General features: G+C 70.6%; 18 protein-coding genes and 1 pseudogene. 5 read left to right on the top strand and 14 right to left on the bottom strand.

What is annotated here, in order from left to right; all coding sequences use genetic code 11:
• Positions 1-46: 46 nt before the first annotated feature.
• Positions 47-1,033: a sigma-70 family RNA polymerase sigma factor gene (locus tag ABT078_RS20075; protein WP_351229479.1), complete on the top strand. Its 987-nt coding sequence runs from the start codon at positions 47-49 to the stop codon at positions 1,031-1,033.
• On the opposite strand, the gene ABT078_RS20070 is transcribed toward ABT078_RS20075, so the two are convergent.
• The 13 genes from ABT078_RS20070 to ABT078_RS20010 all read right to left on the bottom strand — a co-directional run bounded on the left by ABT078_RS20070 (position 1,017) and on the right by ABT078_RS20010 (position 15,495).
• Positions 1,017-1,373, bottom strand: a complete 357-nt coding sequence (locus ABT078_RS20070; protein ID WP_351229477.1) for an STAS domain-containing protein — start codon at positions 1,371-1,373, stop codon at positions 1,017-1,019. The genes ABT078_RS20075 and ABT078_RS20070 overlap by 17 nt on opposite strands.
• Before the next feature lie 108 nt (positions 1,374-1,481).
• Entirely contained in the window at positions 1,482-2,072 is a 591-nt protein-coding gene (locus ABT078_RS20065) for a Uma2 family endonuclease (protein ID WP_351229475.1), read from the bottom strand.
• 120 nt (positions 2,073-2,192) lie between these two features.
• Positions 2,193-3,470, bottom strand: a complete 1,278-nt coding sequence (locus tag ABT078_RS20060; RefSeq protein ID WP_351229473.1) for a thymidine phosphorylase — start codon at positions 3,468-3,470, stop codon at positions 2,193-2,195.
• 73 nt (positions 3,471-3,543) lie between these two features.
• Positions 3,544-3,972, bottom strand: coding sequence for a cytidine deaminase (locus ABT078_RS20055; protein ID WP_351229471.1), 429 nt, complete (start codon positions 3,970-3,972; stop codon positions 3,544-3,546).
• Positions 3,969-5,228 carry an ABC transporter permease gene (locus ABT078_RS20050; RefSeq protein WP_351229469.1) on the bottom strand — a complete coding sequence of 420 codons (1,260 nt, stop codon included), beginning with the start codon at positions 5,226-5,228 and terminating at the stop codon, positions 3,969-3,971. Before ABT078_RS20050 ends, ABT078_RS20055 begins: the two co-directional genes overlap by 4 nt.
• Positions 5,225-6,331: an ABC transporter permease gene (locus ABT078_RS20045; RefSeq protein WP_351229467.1), complete on the bottom strand. Its 1,107-nt coding sequence runs from the start codon at positions 6,329-6,331 to the stop codon at positions 5,225-5,227. The genes ABT078_RS20050 and ABT078_RS20045 overlap by 4 nt, the downstream gene beginning before the upstream one ends.
• Positions 6,328-7,908 (bottom strand): ABC transporter ATP-binding protein, encoded by a 1,581-nt coding sequence (locus tag ABT078_RS20040; RefSeq protein WP_351229551.1) that lies wholly within the window; start codon positions 7,906-7,908, stop codon positions 6,328-6,330. Before ABT078_RS20040 ends, ABT078_RS20045 begins: the two co-directional genes overlap by 4 nt.
• 210 nt (positions 7,909-8,118) lie before the next feature.
• Positions 8,119-9,165: a BMP family lipoprotein gene (locus ABT078_RS20035; RefSeq protein WP_351229465.1), complete on the bottom strand. Its 1,047-nt coding sequence runs from the start codon at positions 9,163-9,165 to the stop codon at positions 8,119-8,121.
• 189 nt (positions 9,166-9,354) lie between these two features.
• Complete coding sequence (locus ABT078_RS20030) at positions 9,355-10,623, bottom strand: amidohydrolase (RefSeq protein WP_351229549.1); 1,269 nt, start codon at positions 10,621-10,623, stop codon at positions 9,355-9,357.
• A gap of 196 nt (positions 10,624-10,819) precedes the next feature.
• Positions 10,820-11,911 (bottom strand): hypothetical protein, encoded by a 1,092-nt coding sequence (locus ABT078_RS20025; RefSeq protein ID WP_351229463.1) that lies wholly within the window; start codon positions 11,909-11,911, stop codon positions 10,820-10,822.
• 5 nt (positions 11,912-11,916) lie between these two features.
• A complete protein-coding gene (locus ABT078_RS20020) occupies positions 11,917-12,849 on the bottom strand; it encodes an N-acetylneuraminate synthase family protein (protein WP_351229461.1) in 933 nt (310 codons plus the stop codon).
• Between the two features lie 10 nt (positions 12,850-12,859).
• Positions 12,860-14,134, bottom strand: coding sequence for a cytidylyltransferase domain-containing protein (locus tag ABT078_RS20015; protein ID WP_351229459.1), 1,275 nt, complete (start codon positions 14,132-14,134; stop codon positions 12,860-12,862).
• A 23-nt stretch (positions 14,135-14,157) separates the two neighbouring features.
• On the bottom strand, positions 14,158-15,495 hold the full coding sequence (locus ABT078_RS20010; protein WP_351229457.1) for a DUF6716 putative glycosyltransferase: 1,338 nt from the start codon (positions 15,493-15,495) through the stop codon (positions 14,158-14,160).
• A 187-nt stretch (positions 15,496-15,682) separates the two neighbouring features.
• On the opposite strand from ABT078_RS20010, the gene ABT078_RS20005 reads away from it, so the two are divergent.
• The 4 genes and pseudogenes from ABT078_RS20005 (at position 15,683) to ABT078_RS19990 (ending at position 18,632) form a co-directional block, all read left to right on the top strand.
• Complete coding sequence (locus tag ABT078_RS20005; RefSeq protein ID WP_351229455.1) at positions 15,683-16,687, top strand: glycosyltransferase family 2 protein; 1,005 nt, start codon at positions 15,683-15,685, stop codon at positions 16,685-16,687.
• Positions 16,687-18,072 (top strand): alpha-2,8-polysialyltransferase family protein, encoded by a 1,386-nt coding sequence (locus tag ABT078_RS20000; protein ID WP_351229453.1) that lies wholly within the window; start codon positions 16,687-16,689, stop codon positions 18,070-18,072. The genes ABT078_RS20005 and ABT078_RS20000 overlap by 1 nt, the downstream gene beginning before the upstream one ends.
• A gap of 84 nt (positions 18,073-18,156) precedes the next feature.
• A pseudogene (locus ABT078_RS19995) lies at positions 18,157-18,455 on the top strand (FAD-dependent monooxygenase); the annotation flags it as partial.
• Between the two features lie 93 nt (positions 18,456-18,548).
• Positions 18,549-18,632 (top strand): hypothetical protein, encoded by an 84-nt coding sequence (locus ABT078_RS19990; RefSeq protein ID WP_351229547.1) that lies wholly within the window; start codon positions 18,549-18,551, stop codon positions 18,630-18,632.
• On the opposite strand, the gene leuE is transcribed toward ABT078_RS19990, so the two are convergent.
• Positions 18,619-19,296: a leucine efflux protein LeuE gene (gene leuE / locus ABT078_RS19985; protein WP_351229451.1), complete on the bottom strand. Its 678-nt coding sequence runs from the start codon at positions 19,294-19,296 to the stop codon at positions 18,619-18,621. The genes ABT078_RS19990 and leuE overlap by 14 nt on opposite strands.
• Between the last annotated feature and the right edge of the window lie 9 nt (positions 19,297-19,305).

The following is a 19,305-nucleotide window of genomic DNA, read 5'->3' as shown; positions in this document are numbered from 1 at the left end:
TGTAGCGTCCGAAGGGCTGGTGCCAAGGGCGACAGGGGTGGACCCGATGAGTGATCTGGCAACGACGCAGGATCTCGATTCCCGGCTGGAGAAGTACCGGACGGAGCTGACCGGCTACTGCTACCGCATGCTGGGCTCCGCCTTCGAGGCGGAGGACGCCGTCCAGGACACGATGGTCCGCGCCTGGAAGAGCTTCGAGAAGTTCGAAGGCAGGTCGTCCCTGCGTTCGTGGCTGTACCGCATCGCGACGAACGTGTGCCTGGACATGCTGAACGCGGGCAACCGCCGGGCCCGCCCGATGGACCTGTCCCCCGCGACGCCGGTGGCGCAGGCCCAGCTCAACGCCCGTCCGGAGATCACCTGGCTGGAGCCGGTGCCGGACGGGCGCGTGCTGCCGTCGGTGGCCGATCCGGCCGAGACGGCCGTCGAGCGGGAGTCGATCCGGCTGGCGTTCGTCGCGGCACTGCAGCATCTGCCGCCCAAGCAGCGCGCCGTGCTCATCCTGCGCGAGGTGCTGGCCTGGAAGGCAGCCGAGGTCGCCGAGCTGCTGGGCACGTCGGTCGCCTCGGTCAACAGCGCACTGCAGCGCGCCCGCGCCACCCTCGCCCAGTCCGAGCCCCGGGAGTCCGACTCGGCCGACCCGCTCGACGAGGAGCAGCAGCGGCTCCTGGAGCGCTATGTCGCCGCCTTCGAGGGGTACGACATGAAGGCGCTCACCGCGCTGCTCCACGAGGACGCGACGATGTCCATGCCGCCGTACGACCTGTGGCTGCGCGGTCATGACGACATCGTGGGCTGGATGCTCGGAGTGGGCGAGGTCTGCCGCGGCTCGAAGCTGGTGCCGACCGTGGCGAACGGCTCGCCGGCGTTCGCGCAGTACCACCCGAGCCGGTCGGGCGACGGGTACGAACCGTGGGCGCTGATCGTTCTGGATGTCTCGGACGGCAAGATCGGCGGGATGGACTTCTTCCTGGACACCAAGCGCTGGTTCCCGCTGTTCGGCCTGCCCGACCGGCTCAGCCGCGAGGACTGAGCGCGGGCGGCCGGTCCGGCTCCGGGCCCGCGTCCGGCTCCGGGTCGTCGTCGCCGAGCCCGACGAAGTCGAGGAGCGCGAGGAGTTCGGCCCCGGCGTTCCTCAGCCGCAGTCCGCGGCCGAGGCGGTGCGCCGTGAGGCGCAGCCGGGCGATGGCGTTGACGGCCGCGAGGTCGGCGACGGCGAGGCCCCCGACCTCGCAGATCACATCACCGGTTTCGGTGCCCGTGGCCGATGCGGTGACGACCTGTGCGTGCAGGGACGCGCACAGCAGTGGCACATGGTCCGGGGTGACCCGGCCGATGAGCTCGAGAACGATCGGCGACTGTGTACGGTCCACGGGGAAGAGACCTCTGCCACGGCGGGAACTCATCGCCCCGCTCGGTCGTGCACCGCAGGGCTGCCCGGCAGAGCGGCCAGGTGCGGTTCCCCAGGGCCGATGACCGCGTCAGCTGACGGGGAATGCGCAGGTGTCGATCGTGAGGTCGAAGGGCGCGGGCAGGTGGATCTCTTCGCCGTACTTCACGGTGTCGAGCACGCGGTACATCGCGTTCTTCGGCTCCCCGTACAACGTCGCGGTGGGGCGCCCCGAGTGCCAGCTGTCGAGCAGCAGGTACAGCGGCACGCCCGCCGTCGCGTAGCCGTGCAGCTTCTCGATCCGGTCGTGGTTGGCGTTGGACTTCGAGGTGATCTCGACGACCAGCTCGGCGGCTGCGGCAGGGATGTCGTTCCCCGACTCACGCAGGGCCGACCTTGGCGCCACGACCAGATCCGGGATGAACATCCCCAGGCGGGAGGGGATGGCGACAGCGAGAGTCTGGTAGATGCCCCAGTGCTCGGGGATCACTGTGTACAGACGCCGCTGGACAGTGTCGGCGACGTCGTTGTGATTGTTGGCTGGCGTGGGTGACACGGTGACGATCCCCTCGATGATCTCCACCTTGCAGCCCTCAGGTGCGTCCGTCTCCTCCCAGATCCGGACGACGTCGTCCCACTCTTGGCCCTGGGCCGTCGGGGGTTCGACGGTGAGTGCGCTCATGGCGGTCTCCTCTGTCGGTGCGTCACCGAGTCCAGCATGCCGAACGGGACCGGCGGGGGTCCACCGATCCCGTTCACCCGAAAGAGGCCACTGGCATATGCCCAGGCGTGGCGAGGCACGTCAGGCGATTCGTCCCAGCACCACCGGGCTCGCCTCGTGCGCCGTGCCCGCCGGGGCGATGTCGTACGCGCCCTCCAGGGACCCGAGGGCGTAGTCGAACTTCTCCGGGGTGTCCGTGTGCAGCGTCAGCAGCGGGGCGCCGGCGGTCACCGTGTCGCCCGGCTTGGCGTGGAGCTCGACGCCCGCGCCCGCCTGGACCGGGTCCTCCTTGCGAGCCCGGCCCGCGCCGAGGCGCCAGGCGGCGACGCCGACGCCGTACGCGTCGAGGCGGGTGAGGACACCCGAGGAGGGGGCCGTCACGACGTGCTGCTCACGGGCGACCGGGAGGGCCGCGTCGGGGTCGCCGCCCTGCGCCGCGATCATCCGGCGCCAGACGTCCATCGCGGAACCGTCGGCCAGTGCCTTCTCCGGGTCGGCGTCCTTGATGCCGGCCGCGTCGAGCATCTCGCGCGCCAGCGCGAGCGTGAGCTCGACGACGTCGGCCGGCCCGCCGCCCGCCAGCACCTCCACCGACTCGCGGACTTCGAGGGCGTTGCCCGCGGTGAGGCCGAGCGGGGTCGACATGTCGGTGAGCAGGGCGACGGTCCTCACGCCGTGGTCCGTGCCCAGGCCGACCATGGTGGAGGCGAGTTCGCGCGCGTCCTCGATGTTCTTCATGAAGGCGCCGGAGCCGACCTTGACGTCCAGGACCAGCGAGCCGGTGCCCTCGGCGATCTTCTTCGACATGATCGAGGAAGCGATCAGCGGGATGGCCTCGACGGTGCCGGTGACGTCGCGCAGCGCGTACAGCTTCTTGTCGGCCGGGGCCAGGCCGTCGCCCGCCGCGCAGATGACCGCGCCGGTCGTTTCGAGGACGTGCAGCATCTCCTCGTTGGACAGCAGCGCCCGCCAGCCGGGGATGGACTCCAGCTTGTCGAGGGTGCCGCCGGTGTGGCCGAGACCGCGGCCGCTCAGCTGCGGCACGGCCGCGCCGCAGGCGGCGACGAGCGGCGCCAGCGGCAGGGTGATCTTGTCGCCGACGCCTCCGGTGGAGTGCTTGTCGGCGGTCGGGCGGGACAGCGACGAGAAGTCCATGCGCTCGCCGGACGCGATCATCGCGGCGGTCCAGCGGGCGATCTCGCCGCGGTTCATGCCGTTGAGCAGGATCGCCATCGCCAACGCGGACATCTGCTCGTCGGCGACCTCGCCGCGGGTGTAGGCGTCGATGACCCAGTCGATCTGCTCGGGAGTGAGTTCGCCGCGGTCCCGCTTGGTGCGGATGACGGAGATGGCGTCCATGTCTTTCCGGATTCCTTCCAGGTACGAAAATGTCGCGGCCCCTCCGCCGTGGGGGAGCGGAGGGGCCGCGGGTCTAGCCGAGCTTCTCCGGCCCGAGCTTCTCGGGCCCGAAGGCCAGCGGAAGCATCTCGGCGAGCGTCAGGATGCCCGCCGCGGTCTCCAGCAGCAGGCCGGGCCCGCCGAACTCGTACAGCAGCTGACGGCAGCGCCCGCAGGGCATCAGCACTTCGCCGTTTCCGTCCACGCAGGTGAAGTGCGTGAGCCGGCCGCCGCCCGTGGCCTGCAGCTGCGAGACGAGACCGCACTCGGCGCACAGGGACAACCCGTACGAGGCGTTCTCGACGTTGCAGCCGCTGACCGTGCGACCGTCGTCGACGAGGGCCGCCGCGCCGACGGGGTAGCCCGAGTACGGGGCGTAGGCGTGGGACATCACGCCCCGCGCCGCCTCGCGCAGGGCCTCCCAGACGGCGGAATCGGCGGCAGCCGCCGCCGGATACGTCATTTGCCCTGTCCCCTCTTGTACGGCAGGCCGTCCGCCTTGGGCATGCGCAGCCGCTGTGCCGACAGGGCGAGGACCAGCAACGTCGTGACGTACGGCGCGGCGTCCACGAACTGGCTCGGCAGCGCGTCGGTGAGCGAGTACCAGGTGAACAGCAGAGCGGAGACTCCCAGGGAGATCGCGGCCTGCCAGTGCTTCTTCTTGTACAGCTGCCAGGCGAACACGAGCACCAGCAGGATCGCCAGCAGCAGGAGCATCGCGTGGACGTTCTCGGCGCCGCCGCGCAGCTTGAGGCTGTCGGTGAAGCCGAAGAGGCCCGCGCCCAGCGCCATGCCGCCGGGCATCCAGTTGCCGAAGATCATCGCGGCGAGACCGATGTAGCCGCGGCCGCCGGTCTGGCCCTCCTGGTAGATGCCGGTGGAGACGATGGCCAGGAAGGCGCCGCCGAGGCCCGCCAGAGCGCCGGAGACGATGACGGCGATGTACTTGTACTTGTAGACGTTGACGCCGAGGGACTCGGCGGCGACGGGGTTCTCACCGCAGGACCGCAGCCGCAGGCCGAAGCCGGTGCGCCACAGGATCCACCAGGTGGCGGGGACCAGCAGGATCGCGAGAACGGTCAGCACCGACAGGTTGGTGATCAGACCGCCGAGCACGCCCGCGAGGTCCGAGACGAAGAACCAGTGTTTGGCCTGGAGTTGGGCCATCCAGTCCGACAGGCCCGGGATGGTGATGTCGGCGATCTGCTCGATGCGTGGGGACTGCTTGGAGGAGCCGCCCGGAGCCTCGGCGAAGGTGAAGTTCGACAGGTAGCGGGTGACGCCGACGGCCAGGATGTTGATGGCCACACCCGAGACGATGTGGTTGACGTTGAACGTCACCGTCATGATCGCGTGCAGCAGACCGCCGAGCGCGCCGCCGACGATGCCCAGCAGGACACCGCTCCACGGGCCCCACTGGTAGCCGGCCCAGGCGCCGAACCAGGTGCCCATGATCATCATGCCTTCGAGGCCGATGTTGACGACGCCCGCCCGCTCGGCCCACAGACCACCGAGACCGGCGAGACCGATGGGCACGGCGAGCTGGAGAGCGCCGGACACCTGCCCGACGGAGGTGAGGTCGTTCGCGCCGCTGATGACACGGACCAGCGAGAACAGCGCAAGACCGCCCGCGATGATGAGCAGGATCATGGGCACGGACAGAGTGCGACGGGCGCGCTTGATGGGCGCCGCGCCGGCCGGGACGGCCGTGGTGGTCACGCGGCCACCTCCTTCTTCATACGGGCCTGGGCGGCAAGCTCCTCGCCGACCTTCTGCTGCTGACGGCGGAGCCCGTACTGGCGGACGAGCTCGTAGGACACGACGACCGAGATCACGATCAGGCCCTGCATGATCGTGGCGATCTCCTTCTCGTAGCCGTACTGGTCGAGATCGGCCGAGGTCTTCTCCAGGAAGGAGATGAGCAGGGCGGCGAAGAAGATGCCGACCGGGTTGTTGCGGCCGAGCAGCGCGATGGTGATGCCCGTGAAGCCGACGCCGACCGGGAAGCTCAGGCTGTACGTGTGGGTCTGGCCCAGCAGGAGCGGCAGACCGGACAGACCCGCGACCGCACCGGAGATCAGCATGGCCGTGAGGACCATCTTCTTGGAGTCGACACCGCTCGCCCGGGCGGCGGACTCACTGGCGCCGGTGGCGCGCAGGTCGAAGCCGAAGCGGGTGCGGTTCAGCACGAACCAGTAGACGATGCCGAGCGCGAAGGCGATGAAGGTGAAGCCGTAGATCGAGCCGCCCTCGAGATCGAGGCCCGGGAACCGGCCGGACTCGGCGATCTCGCCCGTGGTCAGGTCGTTGGAGCCGGGCAGCTGCACACCGAGGTTGGCGGGCAGGATCATCCACGCGATCAGGCTGGTCGCGATCGCGTTGAGCATGATCGTGGAGACGACCTCGCTGACCCCGCGGGTGGTCTTGAGGACGCCCGCGATACCGGCCCACATGGCGCCGACGAGCATGGCGACGACCACGATCAGCAGGATGTGGAGCGGTCCCGGCAGCTCGACGGACGCACCGACGACGGCCGCCAGCATCACGGCGAGGCGGTACTGGCCGTCCACGCCGATGTTGAACAGGTTCATCCGGAAGCCGATGGCGACGGCGAGCGCAGCGAGGTAGTACGTACCGGTCTGATTGATGATCAGCACCTGCACGTCGGTGAACTCGGCGCTGTTGATCATCAGCTGGTACGGCTCGATCGGATCACGGCCCGATACGAGCAGCACCACCGAGGTGAGCAGGAAGGCCACGACCAGGGCGAGCGCCGGGCCTGCAAAGCCCAGGATCAGCCGGTCCTTGTCGAATTTCCTCATCGGCCCTCACCGTTCTCAGGCTGCTCGTCGAGGTTGCCGGTGGCGGCGCCGGTCATGGCCGAGCCCAGCTCCTCGGGGGTGATCGTGGCGGGGTCGGCGTCCGCGACCAGCCGGCCGCGGTACATCACCCGCAGGGTGTCGGAGAGCCCGATGAGCTCGTCCAGGTCGGCGGAGATCAGCAGCACCGCCAGGCCCTCGCGGCGCGCCGCACGGATCTGGTCCCAGATCTGGGCCTGCGCGCCGACGTCCACGCCCCGGGTGGGGTGCGCGGCGATCAGCAGCTTGGGCTTGTGGCTCATCTCGCGGCCGACGATCAGCTTCTGCTGGTTGCCGCCGGACAGGGAGGCCGCGGTGACCTCGATGCCGGGGGTGCGGACGTCGTACTCGCGGACGATGCGCTCGGTGTCCTTGCGGGCGGCCCTGAGGTCGAGCAGGCCGTGCTTGCTGTTGGGGCTCTCGGTGACATGGCCGAGGATGCGGTTCTCCCAGAGCGGGGACTCCAGGAGCAGACCGTGCCGATGGCGGTCCTCGGGGATGTAGCCGATGCCGTTCTCGCGGCGCTTGCGGGTCGGCGCATGCGAGATGTCGGTGCCGTCGAGGGTGATCACACCCTTGTCGGGATCACGCATGCCCATCACGCCCTCGATGAGCTCGGTCTGGCCGTTGCCCTCGACGCCGGCGATGCCCATGACCTCGCCCTTGTGGATGGTGAAGGTGACGCCGTCGAGAACCGCGCGGACGATCCCGTCGGAGTCGGTCTCGCTCAGGTGCAGCTCCCGCACCTCGAGCATCGGCACATCGGTGACGGTCGACTCGCGGGTCTCCGGCGAGGGCAGCTCGCTGCCGACCATCAGCTCCGCGAGCTGCTTGGTCGTGGTGGTGCGCGGGTCGGCGGTGCCCACGGTCGTACCACGGCGGATGACCGTGATGTCGTCGGCGACCGACAGGACCTCGCCCAGCTTGTGGGAGATGAAGATGACGGTCAGGCCCTCGGCCTTGAGCTCGCGCAGGTTGTCGAAGAGCGCGTCGACCTCCTGCGGGACGAGCACGGCGGTCGGCTCGTCGAGGATGAGGGTGCGGGCGCCGCGGTAGAGGACCTTGAGGATCTCCACACGCTGACGGTCGGCGACTCCGAGGTCCTCGACCAGGACGTCGGGGCGGATGTTCAGCCCGTACGCGTCCGAGATCTCCCTGATCTTCTTGCGGGCCCTGGCGCCGATGCCGTACAGCTTCTCGCCGCCGAGCACGATGTTCTCCAGCACCGTGAGGTTGTCGGCCAGCATGAAGTGCTGGTGGACCATGCCGATGCCGGTGGCGATGGCGTCGGCCGGGCTTTGGAAGGAGACCTGGCTGCCGTCGATGGTGATGGTGCCCTCGTCCGGCTTCTGCATGCCGTAGAGGATCTTCATCAGGGTCGACTTGCCGGCACCGTTCTCACCGACGAGGGCGTGCACGGTGCCCTTGCGGATCGTGATGTCGATGTCGTGGTTGGCGACGACGCCGGGGAAGCGCTTGGTGATGCCGCGCAGCTCTACGGCAGCAGCACCGGGCGGCGATGACGGACTGGACGCGTTGATGACGCACTCTCCTGGGCGGGAAAGGAGCGAGGGCAGGGCAAGGGGCTGTCGCAGCGGCAGGGGGGTGGGGCGAAGTTATCGCGCCGGAGAGGGATCTACGCGCGTAGCCATGCCAAATGACAAAAACCGCTGGCCAGAACCTGATCCGGGGTCCGGAAGGGCGGTTTTCGCCACCCCTCCGGACCCGCGGACCCTGGTCCGGCCGCTCGGTTACGGAGCGGTCTTGACCGTGATCGTGCCGGCGATGATGTCGGCCTTGGCCTTGTCGACCGCGGCGACGACATCGGTCATCTTGGTGAAGGCCGGGTTGGAGGTGGCCAGGCCCACGCCGTTCTTGTCGAGGCCGTAGCGGATCTCGCCGTTCTGCGGCTTGCCGTCCTTGACCGACTTGATCAGGTTGTAGACCCCGCCCGAGACGTCCTTCGTCACGGAGGTGAGGATGGACTCCTTGTACTTCGCGAGACCCGACTGGTTGTACTGGTCGGAGTCGACGCCGATGGCCCACTTCTTCGCGTTGGCGGCGGCCTCGATGGAGCCCGAGCCGGCGAGACCGGCGGCGGCGTAGATCACGTCGGCGCCCGCGTCGATCTGACCCTGCGCGGCGGCCTTGCCCAGGTCGGGCTTGGAGAAGCCACCGAAGTCCGGCGGCTGCGTCAGGTACTGGACCTTGACGTTGACGTTCTTGTTGGTGTCCTTGACACCCTGGACGAAGCCCGCCTCGAACTTCTTGATCAGCGGGGTCTCGACGCCGCCGATGAAGCCGACGGTGTTGGACTTGGTCACCTTGGCGGCGGCGACGCCGGCCAGGTAGGAGCCCTGCTCCTCGTTGAAGACCAGGTTGGCGATGTTCTTGCCGGTCTTCGACGTGTCGTCGATGAGCCCGAAGGTGGTCTTCGGGAACTTCGGTGCGACCTCGGCGATGGCCGGGGCGTAGGCGAAGCCGACACCGATCACCGGGTTGTTGCCGGCGCGGGCGAGGGAGGTGAGGCGCTGGACCTTGTCCGGGTCGGCCTCGCCCTCGCTGGGCTCGGCCTCGGTGCCCTTGACACCGAGCTCCTTCTCGGCCTTCTCCAGGCCGGCGAAGGCGGCGTCGTTGAACGACTGGTCGCCGCGGCCACCGATGTCGTAGGCGATGGCGGCCTTGGTGCCGCTGTCCGAGTCAGCCTCGGACGACGTCTTGCCGCCACACGCGGTGGCGGACAGTGCAAGCGCCGCGGACGCGATGCCCACGGTGGCGATCCTGGTGATCCGGCGCACTGGGAGGCTCCTTTAAACCTGACCGAAAGCGCCACTTCCGGCGCTGGGTTCGCGGCGATCGTAACGCGCGTAGATGTCAGGTAAAGGCGTGTTCGACAGCCGTTATCGGATCGACGCGTACGGCGAACGAAGGGTGAACTGGCCGATTACGAACGGTGGCGATCGAGTGGGTCCAGACCCCGTCGAGCACTACGAACGGTGACCGTCGAGAAGCGCCGCCGCGGTGAACAGCTCCACACCCACCGTGATCGCCGACTCGTCCACGTCGAAGTCTCCGCGGTGCAGATCGAGCCTCGCGCCCGACCCCGGGGGCCGCACCCCGAGCCGTGCCATCGCGCCGGGGACGTGCTCCAGGTACCAGGAGAAGTCCTCGCCGCCGAGGCTCTGCTCGGTGTCCTCGATCGCATCCAGTCCACGCCGGGCGGCGTGGGCGTCGCGCAGGAGCTCGGTCACGGCGGCGTCGTTGACGACGGGCGGGACCCCGCGGACGTAGTTGATCTGCGACTTGGCGCGGTGGAGCGTGGCGACCTCGTCGATCGCGGCGTGCACCAGGTCGGGCGCCTCGCGCCAGGCGTGCAGGTCCAGGCAGCGGACGGTGCCGGAGAGCTCGGCGTGCTGCGGGATGACGTTGCAGGCGTGGCCGGACTCGATGCGGCCCCAGGTGACGGCGAGCCCGGCGCGGGCGTCGACGCGGCGGGACAGCACCGCGGGGACCTCGGTGACGATCTTCGCGGCCGCGGTGACCAGGTCGGTGGTCAGGTGCGGTCGCGCGGTGTGACCGCCGGGGCCGTCGAGGGTGACCTCGAGACGGTCGCAGGCGGAGGTGATGGCGCCGACGCGCAGCCCGATCCGGCCCGCGTCCACCCGGGGGTCGCAGTGCACGGCGATGATCCGGCCCACTCCGGTCAGCACGCCGGACTCGATCGCGTCGGCGGCGCCGCCGGGCAGCACCTCCTCCGCGGGCTGGAAGATCAGCCGCACGGCGTTCGGCAGGAGGCCCTGCCGGTCGAGCTCGGCGAGGACGAGGCCGGCGCCGAGCACGGCGGTGGTGTGCACGTCGTGGCCGCAGGCGTGGGCGCGGTCGGGCACGGTCGAGCGGTAGGGCACGCCCGTCTTCGTGTCCGGGATGGGCAGGGCGTCGATGTCGGCGCGGATCGCGAGCATGGGACGTACTCCGCCCGCCCGTCGCCCCCCACCGCCCATGTTCGAGCTTCGCGCCCCTCCTTCTGCGCCGATGTCGCACACGAGACCGGTGCCGGTGGCGAGCACCTGGGGCTGCAGCCCCGCGGCCTCCAGCCGGGCCTTGAGCGCGGCGGTGGTGCGGAACTCCTGGTTGCCGAGCTCGGGGTGCATGTGAAGGTCCCGGCGGAACGCGATCAGCTCGGTGCGCAGGGCATCGGACAGCGTGCCGGGCAGTACGGCTGCGCCGCTCAGGTCGGCGTCGGGCTCGCGGGACATCAACTGGTTCACCCGTTGAAGCGTAGGCCCCTTTGAGCCCCAACTAACTCGAGATCAACAAAAGTTCAGCCCGTTAGGGGAAAGAAAGTCGCCTGACGACGCATAGCGGTTCGTCGGTGTGGGTAAGCTCACGCGATCAATGACCACGATGCGGACAAGCCGGGCCCCGCAAGGGGCCCGGCCACATCAGGTCCCCTCACGCGGGGGCCGCGATCCGGTGGACGTCACGGGCCGTGCCGGTGACCCCCGCCAGAAACCCCTGCGCCCGGGGTGACGCGCTGTCGTTGAGCCACTCGGGTGGGATGTCGCACACCGCGACCCTGATCCCCGTTCCCGCGAGGGCGAGCGGCAGGGTGTGCACGACGGTCGACGGAAAACTGAGCACCGTACGTCCTATCGGGCCACGCCTGGCGATCAGCTCCAGCGGCAGATCGGGCCGGACGATCTCCAGGCCGGTGCGCTCCGCGAGCCGGTGCAGCTTGGCCGGGCTCTCGCGGCGGTGCGCGAAGTAGCGGGTCGCGCCGTGCTCACGTGCGAGCGAGGCGACCGCCTCCTCGTACTGCTCCGGATCGACGACGCCCGTCTCGACGAGGGAGGTGCCGACCAGGTCGGCGCCCCGGGTGAGACGCGGAGGGCCGAAGCGGGAGCGGGTCCACGCGAAGGTGTTGGCGGTGACCGTGATCCCGGCCGGCGGTTCCACGGGCATCGAGGTGAAGACCTCGACCTCGCGGGTCCTGGACGGCGAGAGCCGGCGGCGTGCGGCGGCGGAGACCGGCGCGAGCACGAACTCGCGCGGTCCCCGCCGTCCGCGCCGGTGCCAGCGCACGAGGCGCTCGCCCCGGGCCACCTGGGAGACGTACTCCATGGTGGCGGTGCCGTCGTCGACGACCGTGAGGTCCTTCGCCCCGACCAGGGTCAGCAGCATCTGGACGTAGCGGGAGAACGGGTCGCCTATGACGACCCGCCGCGACCTGCGCAGCAGCGGAGCCAGCTCCCGGATCGTCCGCAGGGGCGCGCCCTTGCCGCCGCGCGCCTCCTGCCAGCGGACCGTGAAGCCTTCGTCGCGGGCGAGCTCGGCCATGCGGCGCAGCTGACCGCGCGACATGGGGTCGGTGGGCGACAGGACGACGACGGTCAGTTCCCGTGCCGCCGCTGCCGCGCCACCCGTGGCCGGGGCGGCCGGCTGGACCGGAAGCCCCGGCATGCCGGCCGTGCCGGCCTGCGTGCTGTGTGCCCACTCCAGGACGTTCAGCAGCTGGACCGGGCTCTCGACGAAGGCGAGGTCCATGGTCGTCAGACCGCGACGGTTTCGGCCTGCTCGGCCTCGACCTCGGCCTCGGCGACGACGCCCGCGACCCGGCGGAGCTTCTTCATCGGGGCGAGCTCGGACTCGTAGACCTTCTTGACGCCGTCACCGAGAGCGTCCTCGATGGTGCGGATGTCGCGGACGAGGCGCTGCAGACCGCCGGGCTCGACGGAGGCTGCCTGGTCGGAGCCCCACATGGCGCGGTCGAGGGTGATGTGGCGCTCGACGAACGTGGCGCCGAGGGCGACGGCGGCGAGGGTGGTCTGCAGACCGGTCTCGTGGCCGGAGTAGCCGATCGGGACGTTCGGGAACTCCTGCATCAGGGTGTTGATCACGCGCAGGTTGAGCTCCTCGGCCTTGGCCGGGTAGGTCGACGTGGCGTGGCAGAGCAGGATGTTGTCGCTGCCGAGGACCTCGACGGCGTGGCGGATCTGCTTCGGCGTCGACATACCGGTGGAGAGGATGACCGTCTTGCCGGTGGCGCGCAGCGCGCGCAGCAGCTCGTCGTCCGTGAGGGACGCGGAGGCGACCTTGTGGGCCGGGACGTCGAACTTCTCCAGGAAGGCGACGGCCTCGGTGTCCCACGGGGAGGCGAACCAGTCGATGCCGCGCTTCTTGCAGTGCTCGTCGATCTGGTGGTACTCGTCCTCGCCGAACTCGACGCGGTGGCGGTAGTCGATGTACGTCATCCGGCCCCAGGGCGTGTCGCGCTCGATGTCCCACTGGTCGCGCGGGGTGCAGATCTCCGGGGTGCGCTTCTGGAACTTGACCGCGTCACAGCCGGCGTCGGCGGCGGCGTCGATCAGCGCGAACGCGTTGTTCAGGTCGCCGTTGTGGTTGATGCCGATCTCGCCGGTGACGTAGACGGGGTGCCCGGGGCCCGCGGTCTTGCTGCCGAGGGTGCGCAGACGGGAGTTCATGTGGGGTTCCTTACGGGGTGGTGGCAGGGGACGGGGTGTTGAGGGTGGGACCGAGGAGCCATGCGGCGATCTCACGGATTGCGCCGGCGCCACCAGGGGTGGTGGTGACGGCGCGGGCGGCGGCGCGCACGGAGTCGTGCGCGCTCGCCACGGCTACGGGCCAGCCGACGAGCCCGAAACAGGGGAGGTCGTTGACGTCGTTTCCGGCGTAGAGGACCCGCTCGGGCGCGACCGACTGCTCGTCGCACCACTCCTTGAGCGCGAGGTCCTTGCGGTCGATGCCGTGCAGAACGGGGATGTTGAGCTTCCGGGCCCGCGCGGCGACCACGGGGTTCTGCTCGGTGGAGAGGATGAGCAGCTTCAGCCCGGCGCGCCGGAGCGCGGCGATGCCGAGCCCGTCCCCGCGGTGCACGGCGACGAGTTCGCGGCCCTCCGAGTCGATGAGGACACGGTCGTCGGTCTGCGTGCCATCGAAGTCGAGGACGACGGCGTCGACGTCCGCCCTGGTGGGCAGGGGCGACGGATCGAGCAACGGGGCGAGCGCCCGGGCACGGGCAAGGTCGTGCGGGTCGTCGATCTCCAGCACCCGCGCGGGGTCGGTCTCGACGAGCACGGTCCGCCCGAAGAAGCGGTGCTCGTGCTTCCGGAAGCCCGTGGCCTCCATGGCGTACGCGGCCCCGGTCTCGAGGAAGTCCTCGGGCCGGTCCTGCCGGCGCGGGCGGTAGGACTTGTCGTGGTTGACGCCCTGGCCGTCCTCCACCGTGGCCGCGGCGTCCTCGTCGGCGGCGCCCGGCTGCGCCGGGAGCGCGGCGAGCGCGGGCGTACGGCGCCAGACGAAGGCGTGGAAGGGGGCCACCGTGACCGCCGTGTCCGCGCCGTCCTCGACGACCGCCGAGGCGACACCGTCGATGTCCTCGCTGGTCAGGAAGGGGCTCGTGCACTGGACGAGGAGAACCGCGTCGGCCGGGGCGCCGTGGATCGCCTCGTGGGCGTCCATCGCGTGGAGGACCGCGGACTCGCTCGTCGCGGTGTCGCCCGCGATGGCCGCCGGACGCTGGACGCAGTGCACCCTGTCGGCTGCGCCGAGGGCCGCTCCGGCGGCGCGGGCGGCGTCCGCGATCGCGGCGTCGTCGGTGGAGACCAGGACGTGCGTCACGAGACGCGCACCGAGGCAGGCGCGCACGGCGCGGGCGACGAGCGGAATGCCGCCGACCTGCGCCAGGTTCTTCGCGGGGACGCCCTTGGAGCCACCGCGGGCTGGGATCACGGCGAGAACGGTGGACATGGGGAGGGGCTCCTTCGGGTGGATCACAGTGCGCCCATGCGGCGGATGACGGGGGCGACGCGCTGCACGCCGTGGCGGTACGCACCGCGCGCCGCCCCCCGCACCGCGGCGCGCACCAGACGGCGCGCCCCGGTGGGTTCGGTGGCCGCGGCCGCGCCGGGCAGCGGGGTGCCGTCGGCGGCGAGGTGGTGGCGGGCCAGGATGCCGGGCAGATAGCCGGGTGCGGTGGCCGTTGTGTAGTACGGGGCGACCGGCGGGAGTTCGGCGCGGCCCAGCAGGTCGGCGACCCGCCTGCGGGCCTCGTCGAAGGCGGTCCCGTACGAGCCGTCGGCGGCGACGCCCTGCCCGGCCAGCCACTCCTCGTCCGGTCGCGGCGAGTGCCCGCCGTCCAGGGCGTCCCAGGAGGTGAGCAGCCCGGAGCCGAGGAAGTGGTGGTTGCCGAGCGCCTCGCGCACCCCGAGGTCGGACAGCACCGCGGTCGGGATGCGGCGGTGCAGCGCCTCCAGCGCGGCCGTCGAGGAGACGGTGACGAGCAGGTCGGTGCGGTCGAGGACCTCGCCCATGTGCCCGTACACCAGGCTGAAGTTGGGCGGCAGTCCGCCGGGGAGCCTGTCGGCCAGCTTCTGGTACGGCAGCTCCTCCAGGTGCGTCGTGTGCTCACCGGGCTTGGAGCGCAGCTTCAGCAGGACCTCGCGGCCCGGATGGAGTCGGGCGTGCTCGACGAGCCTGCGCAGCAGGTACGTACGGTCGGCGCGGCTCTCCGGCACGGACGGCTGGGCCGCGAAGACGACGGTGGCGCGGCCGTCCCTGCGCTCGTACGGCGCTCCGCCGAGGAACGGCAGTGCTGCCTCGGTCACCGCGGACGCGTCGGCGCCGACGCCCTCGTACACGGCGCGGAAACGGTCCGCGTCATGGCGCGAGTTGGCGAGCACGATGTCCGCGCCGTGCCGCAGCAGCAGGCCGTCGGCGAGCTTTTCGTAGACCACCCCGACATAGCCGGTGACCAGCACCGGCCTGCGCGGCAGCCGCAGTGCGGCCAGTCCGTGGAGCATCGCCTGCACGGCGCCGCCGACGAGCGCGAGGACGACGACGTCGTACTCCTCGTCGCTCATGGCGCGCAGGAATTCGACGCCGGTCACTTCGCGCAGGTCGTCCGCGGTGACCCCGACCTCGGCGAGCTGGCGGGCGGTGGGCGTAGCCCGGCCGCGCAGGAGGAATCCGGTGAGGGCTGTGCCCCGGTCGGATTCTTCGGCGGCGTCCGGGGCGGTGATCCGGCGCGCGGTGAGCGCACCCCACTTCCACCGGGTGTCGGAGTCGGCGAGCACGGCTACGCGCAGCGCCTTACTGGTACTGGATGGCACGTCGAAGACGCTAGAAAGGCATTCCGGTCGGCAGCCCAACTGGACAGCAACAAATGGTTAACAGCACGTCGACGAATCGAGAAATGGCCCAACAGTCGTACCGGTTAACAATTCCGCCGCACCTTGTTCACCCACTGTCTTTCCTGGCGTCAGAGTGGATGACGGGCCGGCGCTTAGTGTCCGGTGGGTGGTCAAGCTCTCCGTCATCGTGCCGTTCTACAACGTCCAGTCATACGCGCCCGACACCCTCAGAAGCCTGCGCGCGAACGCGCGTGAGGACTTCGAGTTCCTGCTCGTCGACGACTGCTCGACGGACGGGACGCCCGAGATCCTCGAGCGCGCCGAACGTGAGGTTCCGGGAACGGTCCTGATCAGACACGAGAAGAACGGCGGGCTGGCCACGGCCCGCAACACCGGCCTGGACGCCGCCCGTGGCGAGTACATCACCTTCCTCGACGGCGACGACTGGCTGGCCGCCGGCTACTACGAGCAGCTCCTCGCCTCGATCGAGGAGCTCGGCGTCGACTTCGTCCGCACCGACCACGTCCAGTGCACGGGCCGTGAGCGCAAGGCGTTCCGGGTGCCGGTGGGCCGCCGGGGCGAGGTGCTGCGGCCGCGCGACGCGATCCTGCCGGCCGACCGCACGACGTCCGTCGACTACCCGATGGCGTGGGCCGGCATCTACCGGCGTGAGCTGCTCGACCGCGGGCTGCTGCACTTCACGGACGGGCTCCGGACGGCCGAGGACCGGCCGTGGATCTGGCGGCTGCACCGCGAGACGGAGTCCTTCGCCGCCGTGGGGCTGCTCGGGATCTTCTACCGGCGCGGGGTCGCCTCGTCACTGACCCAGATCGGCGACGTCCGGCAGCTCGATTTCATCAGGGCTTTCGACGAAGTACTCGAAGAGACGGCAAAGGATCCGGATTCCGACCGGCTGATGCCGAAAGCCGTACGAACATACTGTGCGCTTATTTCCCACCACCTGGGATCAATGGAGAGGTTCGAACCTGCCGTGGCCCGGAAATTGCGTTCGATGAGTGCGGCCGCGATGCGGCGGATGCCGCAGGACATTCTGAAGGACGCGCTCGGCTCGATGGACGCCGAGCGGGCGACCCGGCTGCGCCGGGTGCGCCGCAGGGCCCTGGGCGTGCCGGCCCCGGCCGCGGTCGATTCCGCGGGGGCGGCCGCCTGATGGGGACGACGCGCACCACCCAGATCTTCTTCGCCTCCACCCTGTACGGCGCCGCGACGCTCGCGGCCGCGCTCGACAGCGGCTGCTTCGAACCCGCCGACCGACGGCTGCTGCTGGTCAGCAACAACGCGCCGATCCCGGAGACGACGGCGCCGCTGGACGAGATGCCGGGCTTCGAGCGGCTGCGCGGGCGGTTCGACGAGGTGCTGTCCTGGAACGAGGCGATCGAACCGCTCCACCCCAGCGGCTGGACGCCGCGGCCGGACGACGTCCCGATGTGGGAGCGGTATCTGCGGGTCCTGTGGGGGCTCGGGGACGACCGGATCGAGCTGGCACTGGAGTCGATCCAGGTCAGCCCGGCGCTGGCGGTCGCCCAGCTCTTCCCGGACGCACGGCTCGATGTGTACGCGGACGGCCTGATGAGCTACGGCCCCACGCGCAACAAGATCGACCCGCTGGTCGGTGAGCGCGTGCGGCGGCTGCTCCATCTGGACCTGGTGCCGGGGCTGAAGCCGCTGCTGCTGGCGGAGTTCGGGGCCGAGCCTCGGCTCGTGCCGGCCGAGGCGTTCACGAAGGTCGTCGAGGAACTGGCGGAGGACGCCGGGGGCACCCCCCGCCCCGAAGGCCATGAGGGAGAGTCGTCGGTGACGGGCGGGTCCGCCGGTCACGACTCCGCCGGTGGCGAGGCTCCGGCTCTGCTGCTCGGCCAGTACCTCGCGGCGCTGGACATCCTCACCCCGGACGAGGAGGAGACGCTGCACCTGCGCATGGTGCGGGGCGCGGTCGCGCTCGGCCACCGGCGTCTCGTCTTCAAGCCGCATCCGGTTGCCCCGGCCGCGTGGTCTTCGGCACTGGAGCGGGAGGCGGAGCGGCTGGGCGCGGAACTGACCGTGCTGGAGGAGCCGTTGCTGGCCGAGGTGCTGTACCAGGAGGTCAGGCCGGGGCTCGTGGTGGGCTGTTTCTCGACCGCGCTGCTGACGGCGAGCACGTTCTACGGCATCCCGGTCGCGAAGATCGGCACCGCCCCGCTGCTCGACCGGCTCACGCCGTACCAGAACAGCAACCGGGTACCGCTGACGATCGTCGACGCGCTGCTGCCCGATCTGGAGGAGGGCGCGGCGGGCGCCGCCGGGCAGGCGGACGAGGAGCTGTCCGGGCTGGTGCGGGCGGTGGGCTTCGCGATGCAGCCGCAGATCCGCTCCGATCTGCGCAAGGCGGCCGAGAGCTATCTGGCCGCCCATCTCTCGCCCCGCACCTGGCGCTACTTCAAGCGCCGCCGCCTGACGGTCCTGGGCCTCCCGGGCGGCATCCCGGTCCCGCGGCACGCTGCGGTGCGGCGGGTGGCACGGCGAGTACGCCGCCTGAAGCGCGCGGCGCTCGGCTGAGGGTTTTCGGTCCCCGGGCCCGCCCGGTACTGCCGGGCGGGCCCGCGTGTTCGCCCACCGTCCGAGGCCGAGCCATAAGGCGGCCCGTGGCTGCTCCCCCGGTGGCGTACGCAGGAGATCATGCACGCCCGCCTCACCGAGCCGGGCGGCGGCGTCACCTTCGGCGCAGGACTGGCGCAACTCACCCAGGACGACGTCCTCGCGACCGCCACCCTGTCGGACGGCACCACCGTCCGTGCCCGTTACGTGGTCGCGGCCGACGGCGGCCGGTCCACCGTGCGCGGTCTGCTGGGCATCGGCATGACCGGTGACACGGTCGACCCGAAGCCGATGCTGTCGCCGACGTCCGCATCCCGGCGCTGGACCGGGACAACTTCGCGGTCGGCGCGGACGCGCCGCTGCCCGACTCCCTCCCCGCGGCCGTCCGCGTCCGGCGCGTCCCGGCGTACGAGCCGTACGACAAGGGCCTCTTCCTGGTGCGGCCCGACGGATACGTGGGCTGGGCCGGCGAGGACACGACCGGCCTCGGCGCCCATCTGGCCCGGGTCACGCGCTGCTGAGCGACAGCTTCACCGCGAAGCCGAGGAACAGCGCACCGGCGGCGGACGTGGCGCCCGCCGACAGCCGCTTGCGGCGCCGGAACGCGGACGCCAGATGCGTACCGGTGAATATCAGCAGGCTGAGGTAGAGGACGCTCGCCAGCTGGGCGAGGGTGCCGAGCACCATGAAGGAGAGCGCCGGGTAGGCGTAGCCCGGGTCCACGAACTGCACGAAGAAGGCGACGAAGAAGAGGATCGCCTTGGGATTGACGAGGCTGACGACGAAGGCGCGCCGGAACGGCCGCTCGATCCCGGCCCCGGCCGCCGTCGCACCGGCCACGGTGTCCGCATCGGCCGGCCCGTCCGGCACGCGCTCGTGCCGGGTGCGCCACATGCCCCGGGCCGCCCGCAGCATCCCGATGGCCAGCCAGGTCAGATAGCCCGCACCGGCGAACTTCACCAGGGCGAAGAGCACGGCGTTGGCCTGCAGCAGGGACGCGACCCCGGCGGCCGACAGAGTCATCAGGACCGTATCCCCGCACCACACACCGGCCGCGGCCGTATATCCCGTGCGCACACCCCGGCGCGCGGCGACCGAGAGCACGTACAGCGAGTTCGGCCCCGGGAGCAGAACGATCAGGACGAGGCCCGCCAGATAGGTCGGAAGATCTGTCACACCCAGCATGAAGCGGAG

Origin of the sequence: Streptomyces sp. NPDC002133 (assembly GCF_040296405.1) — a bacterium.
In the GTDB taxonomy this organism is placed as follows: Bacteria; Actinomycetota; Actinomycetes; order Streptomycetales; family Streptomycetaceae; genus Streptomyces.
Note: the sequence above shows the minus strand (reverse complement) of the source record. Positions and strands in the feature narration are given on the sequence as shown.

What these genes read in the sequence shown, in the direction of transcription:
- ABT078_RS20015 (WP_351229459.1), bottom strand. Translation starts at nt 14,134, where the DNA reads ATGTCCACCGTTCTCGCCGTGATCCCAGCCCGCGGTGGCTCCAAGGGC.
- ABT078_RS20030 (WP_351229549.1), bottom strand. Translation starts at nt 10,623, where the DNA reads ATGTCCCGCGAGCCCGACGCCGACCTGAGCGGCGCAGCCGTACTGCCC.
- ABT078_RS20055 (WP_351229471.1), bottom strand. Translation starts at nt 3,972, where the DNA reads ATGACGTATCCGGCGGCGGCTGCCGCCGATTCCGCCGTCTGGGAGGCC.
- ABT078_RS20060 (WP_351229473.1), bottom strand. Translation starts at nt 3,470, where the DNA reads ATGGACGCCATCTCCGTCATCCGCACCAAGCGGGACCGCGGCGAACTC.
- ABT078_RS20065 (WP_351229475.1), bottom strand. Translation starts at nt 2,072, where the DNA reads ATGAGCGCACTCACCGTCGAACCCCCGACGGCCCAGGGCCAAGAGTGG.
- ABT078_RS20045 (WP_351229467.1), bottom strand. Translation starts at nt 6,331, where the DNA reads ATGAGGAAATTCGACAAGGACCGGCTGATCCTGGGCTTTGCAGGCCCG.
- leuE (WP_351229451.1), bottom strand. Translation starts at nt 19,296, where the DNA reads ATGCTGGGTGTGACAGATCTTCCGACCTATCTGGCGGGCCTCGTCCTG.
- ABT078_RS20000 (WP_351229453.1), top strand. Translation starts at nt 16,687, where the DNA reads ATGGGGACGACGCGCACCACCCAGATCTTCTTCGCCTCCACCCTGTAC.
- ABT078_RS20075 (WP_351229479.1), top strand. Translation starts at nt 47, where the DNA reads ATGAGTGATCTGGCAACGACGCAGGATCTCGATTCCCGGCTGGAGAAG.
- ABT078_RS20025 (WP_351229463.1), bottom strand. Translation starts at nt 11,911, where the DNA reads ATGGACCTCGCCTTCGTCGAGAGCCCGGTCCAGCTGCTGAACGTCCTG.
- ABT078_RS20020 (WP_351229461.1), bottom strand. Translation starts at nt 12,849, where the DNA reads ATGAACTCCCGTCTGCGCACCCTCGGCAGCAAGACCGCGGGCCCCGGG.